Below are 10,827 nucleotides of genomic sequence, written 5' to 3' on the forward strand. Positions count from 1 at the left end.
CTATGTTATTTCAAAAAAATAAGAAAGTTATTGGCGATAGAAGATCGCCTACTGCCGGCGCGAGATTTGTGGAAGTGCGCGATAGTGAGGACCGGCAGTGTTCAGCCATTTTGTTTCAATGAATCATTCTTAAGAAAATTCGTGGAGCCGCGGGAGCCGACTATTTCGTTCTTTTAACCGGTGCATGCCCGCTGTTCGGCACTTTTAGCGCCGAGGATGATATCGCTAAAGTAACGATATTTGCCGGCATGCAAATTTTGAAAGGATGCAATGGTCATTTCCGGCAACTCATCAACCTATGTTATTTCAAAAAAATAAGAAAGTTATTGGCGATAGAAGATCGCCTACTGCCGGCGCGAGATTTGTGGAAGTGCGCGATAGTGAGGACCGGCAGCGTTCAGCTTCTATCTGTATCAAAAAGAGCTGGGATCTTCTTAGAGGGAGATCCCATTTTTGACGCGAACAATATCAGCAACGATGGCAAGGGCAATCTCTGCCGGAGTTTTACTCCCAATAGGAAGGCCGATCGGTGCATGAATTCGTGCTAAATCTGCCTCCCCATAATCCGTACATTCACGTAATCGCGCTAGGCGATTTTCACTATTACGTTTCGATCCCATCGCTCCGATATAGAATGCCGGTGTCGCTAAGGCGGCGATCATTGTAAAATCATCAATTCGTGGATCGTGCGTGAGAGAGAGAATAGCAGTTTGCTCGGAGGCCCCCTCCTTTTCAAGATAAGTCGCTGGAAAGGTCTTCAATAGCGTTATCCTTTCAAGCAGAGGAGAACTCTCTAATTGTCGAAGCTCCTCTTGCCGATCATCGGCTACAATCACTTTAAACCCTAATGTTGTGGCAAAGTCGATAGTGTAGAGCGCAACGGCAGAGATGCCGGCAATTAAGATTCGATTTTCTGCCTCTAAAGGGAGGGTGATAATACCATCCTGTTCGCTTATCGCTGTGGGAGTTTCTTGATCGAGCGATCTCGCTATGAGCTCTGCAGATTCCCCCAATTTGATCTTTTTGATCAACTTCTCTTTGCCGGTTAAAGCTTGCATCATCGCTTGAAGATAGAACATATTTGCTGCTGACGGCTCAAGTCGCTCAAGAAGCAGATCAATCGTGCCACCACAGGGAAGCTGTCGATTAGGACGAAAATGATCACTCATCTCACCATAGATAATCATTTCACTCTTCTGCGAAAACCAATTCTCTTTGAGCTTTGCCAGAAGATCCTCTTCAATGCAACCGCCGGAGAGAGAACCCACATATTCCCCCCGACTATTAGCTGCAAAGAGCGCACCCGGAGAGCGCGGTGCAGAACCATAGGTGCGAAGTACTGTAGAGAGCCAAATAGTCTCCCCTTCAGCAAGCCATTTTAATGCCGATTCAATCACTAATAGATCGAGCTGTTTCATAATTGTTGAGTTTAAACCATTAAATTTAAGCAAAAATTGATAACAAAGAGAATTTAGAGTGAAGAGTTAAAAACGAAAAATTAATATTGAAAGCATTAAGTCTATATAAGGATTATTGTAGTGATGCTATCCTCGATTCACCTTAAGATAAGGCGCGTTATACCATTGATGATCTCCCGGTTGGGTTAGAAGATCTTCCGGCGTATCGATATCCCAGATAATGCCGGGATCGAAGACGGGAATATTTCGGGTTAATTCTGGTTCTAGGAGCTTTTGCGCACCTAGATCGCCGGTAAGTGTTGCCAGTTGTGGGAAGAGCATCGCTTTAAAGCCGACGGGATGCCCCGGGATATGGTGAAATTGGGGGCGAATAATAGGACTTTCTGACTTTTCTAAATACCCTTTTAAGAGGATCAAGGTCTCCGATAAGAGATAGGGTAGATCTGCCGGTAGAATAAAGATCCCCTCGAATGCTTTGAGTGGTGCGAGATCTCCCATTAAGAGGGATTGTGCGGCAATGCCGATACTATCGCCTAAGCCCTGACTCTCAATCGTTAAGATATGGGGATGAAGGGAGTGTGCAAGCGCTGTGACTTCTGGTTCAGATTGATTGGTAATAATTACGATCTCCTCCTCTTTAAAGGCCTCTTTGACGCGATTATAGGTCAATGTTAAGAGCGCTTCCTCAAAGAGTGGGGGCGATACGAGCAGTTTATGTTGATTACTCTCTGCTTTAAAGCGACGGCTCATGCCGGCAGCCATAATAAAGATACCAATAGCCATAGATAAGATTCCTTTTTGCAGAGAGGCGCTCAGCAAGATTAGAGATAGAATGATACAGGATAGAACCGTTTAGAAGATCGACCTCAATCATAAAAGAGGGACGACCTAAAAATTGTGCATCGATAAGATCAATATAGACTGTAGCCACGTTAGGGACAACCTTTGTGGTTCTTTATATTTGTTGGGAAAAGTTGATGCCGTAGAGGATACTTTCCCCATTGGGAATATGAGGGGCTCGGTGTACACTATGCAGGTCGATATTTAGGAATAAAAGAATATGAAAGAGATAGTAACAAAATCATTCAATATTGAAGGGATCATCGATAATCCCTTAGTTATTAAGTATGGGATTGGGCTAGGATTCTTATTGATAGTTCTCTTACTCTATTTTGGTTTAAGACTTTTTGTACGCAAAAATCGTTGGACTACTAATGGAATATTAAGTCACTTTATATTAGGTGGTATTTTAGCTTTTGCTGTCTTTGTACTCTCCCAATATCTGCAGATGGCATTGGTTGACTTTCATATCAAGGTGATCACGGCGGAGATGATTGTGATTGTACAGATGATTCTGATCGGATTAATTCTGATTCAATCACTCTTCTTTATGGTTAATAGTTTAGAACGCTCGCAGATTGAGAAGGGGGCGGATAAAACCTCGGCAAAGATCATTACGCGCGTCTTAAAGATTGCGATCTTCTTAGTGGTTCTGCTTCTTTTTGGTGAGCATTTTGGATTGAGTCTCTCTGGCTTGATGACTTTTGGCGGCATTGGCGGTATTGCAATCGGCTTTGCGAGTAAGGATGTCTTAAGCAACTTCTTTTCTGGTGTGATGCTCTTCTTCGAACGCCCCTTCGATATCGGCGACTGGATCAACTCTCCTGATCGTAAGATTGAAGGAGTGGTGAAAGAGATCGGCTGGCGCAGCACTAAGATTATGACCTTTGATAATCGTCCTCTCTATATTCCTAATGCGCTCTTCTCCTCAATTAGTGTTGAAAATCCCGGGAGAATGACCAATCGCCGGATCAATACAGAGATCGGCCTGCGTTATGAAGATGCCGATAAGGTGGATGCAGTGGTGAATGATATCCGAACTATGTTGCAGCAGAATCCTAAGATCGATCTAACGCAGACGCTATTAGTCTACTTTAATGCTTTTGGGGAATCCTCTCTCAATATTATGATCTACTGCTTTACCAAGACGGTAAAATGGGCAGAGTGGTTAGAAGCGCAACAAGAGGTCTATCTGAAGATTATTGAGATCGTCCATAAAAATGGTGCTGATTTTGCCGATACGACACAGCTTCTCTATCTTGATAATAATGAGGGCGCGTTGAAAGTTGAGGTGAAGCAGCCAGAGATGCCGGCAGCGCCTCTTCCAGAGGCAGATGCAGTAGCGAGCAAGGTTGATAGTACGCCGGCAACTACGCCGAAATCCTAAAGTGATAAAGCGAGATGATACTCGCTAATACTAAAGTCGCTCTTTTCCTATAAGTGATAACCCCATAAAGTGATTTTATGGGGTTATTTGTTATCTCCCCAAAATCTGCTTCTCCAGGGCTGTATTGCTGTACTGCTATAGTAGTGTAATAGCTTGATATTAAACGCTATTTTTTGAAAAGTGTTTCCTTTTTTCTGCCTTTTTGCCACTTTTTTTAAAAGTCCTCTTTTTCTCTAATCGATTGATTTAACGATATAAATTCTCTTTTCTCCTCTTTTTTGTCCTTAAAGATTTGCGAAAAAATGTTGCCGTAATTTTTGAATCGTGATTAAGTGATGGGGTGATCTATAAATGTCTATACAAATAGCGATAAAGTAACGATAAAGAAAATATAAGATGAGATCACACTATTAAGATGTAACACATTGATTTTAGCGTCTGTTGATGGCGAATTAAATAATAAAGAGAAATCGAAGCGTTCATTTTAGATGGAGTAATAGGAGGAGATAGAAATTGACTAGACAATTTGTAGGGCAATTTGTGAGGCAATTCGTCAGGCAATTCATTCGGCAATATCGTCATCTGTTGACTAAGCAATATTGTGGATCGTTCTCGATCGATCGAGATTCTCCTTCTGACCTTCTAAATGGATCTTATTGCGGCACTGCAATGTCGCAATTGCATCAAAGTTGTATCGAGATAATGAAATAACCGATAAAAAAATCCATAAACAGTTAATAAACAACTCATAAAACAACAAATATAAATAGATGAGAATGAGGAAAAGAATCGAGATAGGGGCGTGAAGTTATTACACAAACCTCTCGAGCTTCTTAACAATTCTCAATAGAAGGAGAAGAGTATGTCACAAGAATATATCAAGATTGATGGTCATAGTTTAACGTTAGATGATATTGTCCGCGTTGCGCGTGAAGATGTGCCGATCAAGTTGAGCGAAGCGGCGATTGAAGAGGTGGAAAAATCACGTCAATTTGTCGATCAATTAGTAGAATCGGGCGAAGCTGTTTACGGCATTACTACAGGATTTGGTAACTTTAGTACCGTTCATATCTCTAAAGAGGAAGCGAAAGATCTGCAAAAGAACCTGATCATTAGCCACTCTTGCGGTATTGGCAACTGCTTTAGCCGTGAAGTAGTGCGTGCGATCATGTTACTGCGCATCAATAATCTTGCAAAAGGTTTCTCCGGCATTCGTTTAAGTACACTTCAAACCTTGATTGAGATGCTCAACAGAGGCGTTCATCCCAAAATTTATGAGAAGGGCTCTTTAGGCGCAAGTGGTGATCTGGTTCCGCTAGCGCATATGGTTCTGCCGATGATTGGTGAAGGGGAAGCTAAGTATGAAGGGGAGATGCTCTCCGGAATCGAAGCGATGAAACGTGCCGGCATTGCGCCGATCGAGCTCACCTCTAAAGAGGGATTAGCACTTATCAATGGAACACAGGTGATGACGGCAGTAGGCGCGTTAACGGTCTTCGACTCTATCACACTTCTTAAAGCGAGCGATATTGCTACTAGTTTAACAATTGAAGCACTCAATGGCATTACCGATCCTTTTATCCCTGAATTGCATGCACTTCGTCCTCATCCAGGGCAGAAGCAGGTTGCAGCAAATCTCTTAACGCTTCTTGCCGGTAGTGAACGAACCACACATCAAGGGGATCTTCGCGTGCAAGATGCCTATTCTCTTCGTTGTGCGCCCCAAATTCAGGGAGCAAGCCACGATGCGCTCAACTATGTGCGTGAACGCGTTGAGATTGAGATCAACTCCGTAACCGATAATCCCATCATTCTACGTGATAAGGGCATGGGTATCTCCGGCGGCCATTTCCACGGTCAACCGATGGCATTAGCCTTCGATTTCTTAGGCATCGCACTAGCGGAGATCGCTAACGTTAGTGAGCGCCGTATTGAGCGTCTTGTTAACCCGGCACTCAACAATGATCTCCCGGCATTCTTAACTGAGCAGGGCGGATTACACTCCGGCTATATGATTGTGCAATATGCGGCGGCTTCCTTAGTCTCTGAAAATAAAGTTTTAGCACATCCGGCGAGTGTCGATTCGATCCCTTCATCTGCGAATCAGGAAGATCACGTCAGTATGGGAACCATTGCCGCACGTAAAGCGCTCGATATCTATAAGAATGCAAAATCAGTGGTGGGAATGGAGATGATGCTTGCGTGTCAGGCGATCGATCTTAATAAGAGAGATGCCGGCAAAGCGCTTGGAAAAGGGACAGATGTTGCTTATCACGCCGTTCGTGAGCAGGTCTCTGCATTAACGGAAGATCGTATTGCTTATGTGGATATGCATAAAGTGATCGATCTTATTAATGAGGATCTGATCAACTCTGTTGAATCCGCATTAGGGTCAAAGCTAGGTTAACTCCTAGCCTTTTTGTCTCATAATTGCTCGATTTTTAGCACCGGAAGCTGGCAGTTTGCTGTCTTAACTACCGGTTTCCTTTTATCAACCGTGATATGCGCCAATAGGAGGCAATGGGCAATAGTAACGCAGATTATAACAACCGTAATAATTTACAATAATTCTAATAATTGAGAGCGATATCGCTCAGTGAAGGTTTAAGGAGGGGGAGAATATGGAAATTTTATTAAATCCAGTTCTTATTTCAGTAGTTTTGATGATTGTACTCTGTTTGATTAACGTTAATATTCTATTAGCGATTATGATCTCTGCAATCGTCGGTGGTTTAGTCGGTGGATTCGATATCAGTAAGACGATGGATCTCATTGTCTCGGGAATGGGAGGGCAGGCGAATACCGCTTTAAGTTACGTCTTGCTCGGCGCACTTGCCGGAGGTATTGCCCAAACAGGCTTGACCACCATTTTATCCAATAAGATGGAGCGAGTCGTTGGAAAGCGCGGTAAGATCTTCTTACTGATTTTAGCGGGTGTTGCGTGTCTTTCTCAAAACGTGATTCCGGTACATATCGCTTTTATCCCGATCTTGATTCCGCCACTTTTAAAGATGATGAATGATCTTAAGATGGATCGCCGGGCGGCAGCTTGCTGTTTAACCTTTGGTCTTAAAGCACCTTATGTCGCGCTTCCTTTAGGATTTGGACTCATCTTCCACGGTGTTGTTGCCGAGAATATGACACTTAATGGGATGGAAGTTGCGAATACAGAAGTGTGGAAATATGTTTGGATTCCGGCATTGAGTATGGTGGTCGGTCTCTTGATTGCGATCTTTATCAGTTATCGTAAAAAGCGCAATTATCAAAACCTTCCCATTATTGCAGCAAATGAGTCAGAGTTAGCGGTAACGGATCATTTCACATTGCAACATCTCGGGGCGATTTTAGGGGCGCTCAGTGCCTTTGTGGTGCAACTCTGGACAGGTTCACTACCATTAGGGGCGTTGATCGGTTTAGGAATTATGGTGCTCTTTAAAGCGATTCCTTTTAAAGCGCAAGATAGTGCGATTTTAGATGGGGTAAGATTGATGGGTTTTATCGCCTTTGTGATGTTAATCGCATCGGGATACGCTCATCTTTTAAGAGAGACCGGTGGGGTTGATCATATCGTTCAGGTCTCTAAAGATCTTGTCGGCGGTAGCCAATTCTGGGGCGCGGCGATGATGTTGATCGTCGGGTTATTAGTCACCATGGGGATCGGTACTTCATTCGGAACAATTCCGATTATTGCTACCATCTACGTTCCATTTAGTATCGCATTAGGATTCTCTGTAGAAGCAACAACGATGCTGATTGTCGTTGCCGCAGCACTTGGCGATGCCGGTTCACCAGCTTCCGACTCTACTTTAGGTCCTACTGCCGGATTGAATGCCGATGGACAACATAATCATATCTGGGATACCTGTGTACCCACATTTTTACACTACAATATCCCCTTAATTATTGCGGGATTAGCCGGCGTGATGTTCTTTATGTAGTCGATTTTGCGCTACTCATTCTCAAAGGCAATAAGAAAAGGCAATAAAGAAAGGTAATAAAACGCCTTAGCAATATGATGACCATAGAAAGTCATATCTGCTAAGGCTTTTTGCTGTAAGGTTGATTCTCAGTCTGTTACTGACAGTGCTGAAGATGCCGGCACTGTCGATGATGAAACCAGTGATAAGCGCGTTAAGGCGGGTGATCGCATATTAATATTAAATTAATATTAACTATAGTGAGAATCGATCGGCTCATGCTCATTATCTTTCGCATAGAGAAGATAGATCAATACCAAAAGAAGGACCAATGCCGGGAAGAAGAGCATCTTCTCATTAAAGTGAGCCGTCGCAATCGTGCCGATAAAACCCCCTAGGGCAAAGCCGGCAATCACATAGAAGAAGATCAAACTCTTAATGAGCGCATGAATTCGGCCAAAGAGGGTGAGCATCAAGAAGTTAAAAGCCTCTTGCAGTACCGGCGTAATGGCAACATTTCCATAAGTCATACCATCTACTTTATGGAACGCATTTCCCTGCATGCCGGCAATAAAGGAGATAATGAGGCAGATATGGGTAATGGTGAGATAGCCATCTAAAATGCCGGTTCCCAAAATCGTTAAGAGTAAGACCTCAAAAGAGAGAATCACAAATGCCCAAGTCTTACGTCTCTCCTCTTCTAGATAGGCGATAAATGCCGTTGTCATCGATCCTAATCCAAAGGCAATCCCCACCCAGATAATTCGCCTAAAATGCTCCCAATCGCCCATCGCCGCACTATCGCCAAGGAGAATAAAGTTCCCCGATTGCAATGTGCTAAATGCCTTAATTTTATGGTAGGTATATCCATTTAAACAGCCGGCAATCAGCGCCAAAATAAAGGCCATCATCGGCGACTCCACAAGCGGCGTCTTCGGCGTTTTAATCGGGCTGAGTGTCTTTTCGTAACTCATCTTCTGTGATCCTTTATAAATAGGGCAAAGACCAAATCGATCCCGCCGGCAACATCTATTCAGTGACAATATCAGATAATGATTGCCATTATATCGGATTTAATGTTTTCGATAGTTGATCGAATGAGTTTAATTGCTTAATAACAGTGGAGCAGTACCAATTTCAAACAAGAAAGATTTTGGAAAACCTTATTTAATCTCCGGCGCCCATAACGACAGTCCATTTTTATTCTGCACTTGTGTATAAGCCCAATTAGCAATTGATTCTGAACGGATGCGATCGGCAATAAATCCTATTTTTCCGACCTCCTCAGTGATGAATGCATCATACTCGAGGTTTCTCTCTAACCATTTCTGATAGAAATCGAGATCTGCGAGGAAGTTGCTCTTCTTACTATTACAGCTATGATCTGCCAGTACGAAATTATGCGCTGTATCGACCTGATAGAGGGACCAAGGAATAAAGTGATCAACGGCAGATCGGTTTCGTATTGGTTTATTACAATAAAAGCAACGATCGCCTTGAATCTCTTGCAAGATTGGTTGGACGCGAGTGAGCTGGTTGCGATCAGTTTCAAAGAGGAATGTATCTAGATCGGGCAGGGAATCTAAAAGATGGGCATTTTGTTTATTTAAGCGTACCGTATCGACCCATGCTTTTTGACAAAGCTCTTCAATAATCAGATTGAAGGTTCGAAGGCAATACATCACATTGGGAAGAAGTGTAATCTCGGTAGAAGTCGCTTGATCGTAATTGTAAAGAAACTCAAAAGATTCTTTTTGAATATATTGCAGGCGCCAAATAGGATTATTTTTAATAATCTGAATAGTTGCTCTATTTAATTTATTCCACGCATCCTTATCAGAACGTGCTTTCGAGATTGTGCGATACTTTTCTTGCGCTTCTGTTAAACGTCTGATGATTGCGGCTTGAGAGATATTACTTTGAAAAAGAATAAAAGGTTCTTGTTCTTGGAAGTGAAAAGGTTTTGCCTGATTCCAGTAGAGTTCTATAAACTTATCGGCAATATCAGAAAACTTTAAGACAAGACGATCGCCCGTTGGTTTCCCCTTTTCAATAGCAAGGCGCGTGATACTTAAGAGAAGGGCATATTTGTAGGTTGCCGTTGTATCGGCAAAGCTGATTAATTGCTGAATATTATTGAGAAATTCTAGCTGTTTTTCGGCGGATGGAATCGGTAATGATTCAGCCAAATCCTCTTGAATGATCTCTGTTGTAATCACGCTCTAATCTCCTCTTTTTTGAAAAATAATATTGAGCCACTCATCATCTCTATCGGGGCGATTATCTGATGTAATCCATTGCTGTAATAACAGAATGTTTTTGTGCGGACTTAATAATTGATCCATCTGCTCTTCATTAAGATCCGTAAAATGTCGCCCCTCTTTCTCCCGATCTTCTGAACCATATTTGAAAGAGAGATAACAGACGCCTCCATTTTGGAGTGCATCAATCAATGATTGTAAAACCTCCGGTAAACGATCTCTTTCACAGTGAAGAAGCGAAGCACAAGCCCAAATGCCGGCATATTGATTTTTTACCGTGATCTCATAAAAGCTTCCTACTTGAATATCGAGCTTAGTCTTTTCCCGTGCCAATTTCACAAGCTCTTCTGAATAATCGAAAGCCTTAACTTGATATCCTTTTTGAGAGAAATAGAGCGCATCTCGACCGGAGCCACATCCTACATCAAGAATGATTCCCTTTGCCGGCAAATAACGAAGGAATGCACGATAGAGCGGTTCCATATCCACATAGAAAGTATTTTCAAAAAAGGATTCAGCTTCGCTGTTGTAGTAGATTTTGGTTGTCATAAGCTTTAGATAAATATTGCCTAAAAGTGAGCTAATAAGGGGAAGATTGAGATATCTATTAATGGATAGATGTTTATCGATAATATAACTTTGTGAAAAAATATTCTATTGAGATCTTTTCTCTTTTTTTTCTAAATCATCATGAATTATTACAAAGTTTCTCTAATAAAAAATCAGATTAAAAAGTATTTTAATTAATAGGATAGAAATATTTATATAAATTGAATATCATTGAGAGCGTTTATTTTTGTGAAAATAATAGAAATTATAGATTTTGTATTGTGGTATTAGAGAAATTGTTGAATGTTGGATTGAGAAAATTTTTTGAGTAAAACTATATCAATCGTAAGCTTACCCTAAAAAGACACAAGCCAAAACTAGAGATTTCTGTCATCATTATTTAGATGGAGGAAATCATGAAACGATCAAAATTTACAGAAACACAAATTGTAAAC

At 41.9% G+C, this 10,827-nt stretch carries 9 protein-coding genes; 3 read left to right on the top strand and 6 right to left on the bottom strand.

Annotated elements, in window-relative coordinates; all coding sequences use genetic code 11:
• Nucleotides 1-434: 434 nt before the first annotated feature.
• The 3 genes from AC0SAP_RS09835 to AC0SAP_RS09845 form a co-directional block, all read right to left on the bottom strand.
• Nucleotides 435-1,418: an XdhC family protein gene (locus tag AC0SAP_RS09835; protein WP_473384029.1), complete on the bottom strand. Its 984-nt coding sequence runs from the start codon at nt 1,416-1,418 to the stop codon at nt 435-437.
• A gap of 126 nt (nt 1,419-1,544) precedes the next feature.
• Nucleotides 1,545-2,201 (bottom strand): nucleotidyltransferase family protein, encoded by a 657-nt coding sequence (locus AC0SAP_RS09840; RefSeq protein ID WP_473384030.1) that lies wholly within the window; start codon nt 2,199-2,201, stop codon nt 1,545-1,547.
• Complete coding sequence (locus tag AC0SAP_RS09845) at nt 2,152-2,349, bottom strand: hypothetical protein (RefSeq protein WP_473384031.1); 198 nt, start codon at nt 2,347-2,349, stop codon at nt 2,152-2,154. The genes AC0SAP_RS09840 and AC0SAP_RS09845 overlap by 50 nt, the downstream gene beginning before the upstream one ends.
• Before the next feature lie 171 nt (nt 2,350-2,520).
• Between AC0SAP_RS09845 and AC0SAP_RS09850 the strand changes: the two genes are divergently transcribed.
• The 3 genes from AC0SAP_RS09850 (at nt 2,521) to AC0SAP_RS09860 (ending at nt 7,583) form a co-directional block, all read left to right on the top strand.
• Nucleotides 2,521-3,645, top strand: a complete 1,125-nt coding sequence (locus AC0SAP_RS09850; protein WP_473384037.1) for a mechanosensitive ion channel family protein — start codon at nt 2,521-2,523, stop codon at nt 3,643-3,645.
• A gap of 862 nt (nt 3,646-4,507) precedes the next feature.
• Nucleotides 4,508-6,052 (top strand): histidine ammonia-lyase, encoded by a 1,545-nt coding sequence (gene hutH, locus AC0SAP_RS09855; protein WP_473384032.1) that lies wholly within the window; start codon nt 4,508-4,510, stop codon nt 6,050-6,052.
• Nucleotides 6,053-6,266: 214 nt separating this feature from the next.
• Complete coding sequence (locus AC0SAP_RS09860; protein ID WP_473384033.1) at nt 6,267-7,583, top strand: Na+/H+ antiporter family protein; 1,317 nt, start codon at nt 6,267-6,269, stop codon at nt 7,581-7,583.
• Between the two features lie 230 nt (nt 7,584-7,813).
• Here the strand turns inward: AC0SAP_RS09860 and AC0SAP_RS09865 are convergent, their stop codons facing one another.
• From AC0SAP_RS09865 to AC0SAP_RS09875, 3 genes are all read right to left on the bottom strand, one after another.
• The gene (locus AC0SAP_RS09865) at nt 7,814-8,536 is read right to left on the bottom strand and encodes a YoaK family protein (RefSeq protein WP_473384034.1); all 723 of its coding nucleotides are present in this window, start codon (nt 8,534-8,536) and stop codon (nt 7,814-7,816) included.
• Nucleotides 8,537-8,725: 189 nt separating this feature from the next.
• Nucleotides 8,726-9,781, bottom strand: a complete 1,056-nt coding sequence (locus AC0SAP_RS09870) for an HNH endonuclease (protein WP_473384035.1) — start codon at nt 9,779-9,781, stop codon at nt 8,726-8,728.
• A 3-nt stretch (nt 9,782-9,784) separates the two neighbouring features.
• Nucleotides 9,785-10,372 carry a class I SAM-dependent methyltransferase gene (locus tag AC0SAP_RS09875; RefSeq protein WP_473384036.1) on the bottom strand — a complete coding sequence of 196 codons (588 nt, stop codon included), beginning with the start codon at nt 10,370-10,372 and terminating at the stop codon, nt 9,785-9,787.
• Nucleotides 10,373-10,827 lie beyond the last annotated feature (455 nt).

This window comes from Ignatzschineria sp. PL_is040 (assembly GCF_055813795.1).